Origin of the sequence: Pseudomonas sp. SZ57 (assembly GCF_009495975.1) — a bacterium.
Taxonomy (GTDB): domain Bacteria; phylum Pseudomonadota; class Gammaproteobacteria; order Pseudomonadales; family Pseudomonadaceae; genus Aquipseudomonas; species Aquipseudomonas syringae.
Window position 1 is genome coordinate 1 of sequence record NZ_WIBD01000006.1, and the last position, 798, is coordinate 798.

The 798-nt window shown below is 52.4% G+C and carries 1 pseudogene; it reads right to left on the reverse strand.

What is annotated here, in order from left to right:
* Positions 1-798 (reverse strand): annotated as a pseudogene (locus GE543_RS09515) (IS3-like element ISPsy9 family transposase); the annotation flags it as partial.

The window sequence follows — 798 nt, forward strand, 5'->3', positions numbered from 1 at the left end:
TGGTCGGAATGCAAAATCGGCTTTTCATGCGGTCCAAGCCGCTTAAATGCTCCTTCAAGCATTTCGTCGACCATGGAGTACAGCGGGCGCCTGGCAATCGCATAGGAAATGATTTCGCCGCTGTACAGATCCATGATCGGCGACAGATAGAGTTTCTGGCCTCCTACTTTGAATTCGGTCACGTCGGTGGCCCATTTCTGGTTAAGGTATTGCGCTTTGAAATCACGCTTTAGCAGGTTAGGCGCGGCCTTGCCTGTTTCGCCTTTGTAGGAACGGTATTTCTTCACGCGTATCAGGCTCTTCAGGCCTAGCTGCCCCATTAGTTTCTGCACCGTCTTGTGGTTCACAAGATGGCCCGCCCTGCGCAAAGCTGCCGTGATGCGACGATAGCCATACCGGCCCTTGTGCTCGTAGAAAGTTGCCTGAATCAGGTCTTTCAGCCCGGCGTATTTGTCATCTGCCAGCAGTACCTTTTGTTGATAGTAAAAAGTGCTGCGTGCCAGACCGGCAAACTTCAGCAGGCCGTCCAGAGAATGCAAAGGCCTCAGTTCCATCACGATTTGCGCTTTTTCTGCTGCGCTATTCGTTGCTTCTTCTGAACCAAGGCATCGAGCTTTTTTAGATAATCGACCTCCATCCGCAGTTGCTTCACCTCGGCAAGCAACTCGTCACGCGAGCGCGATTCATCGTTGATCGGAGCAGATTTCACAGGGGGAAGGGGCGTCGTCATCTTTCTTGGGCGTCCAGCTTTCTTAGGGGGCTTTGAGGATGCGTTAAGAGCACCTTCGTCAAAAAGGC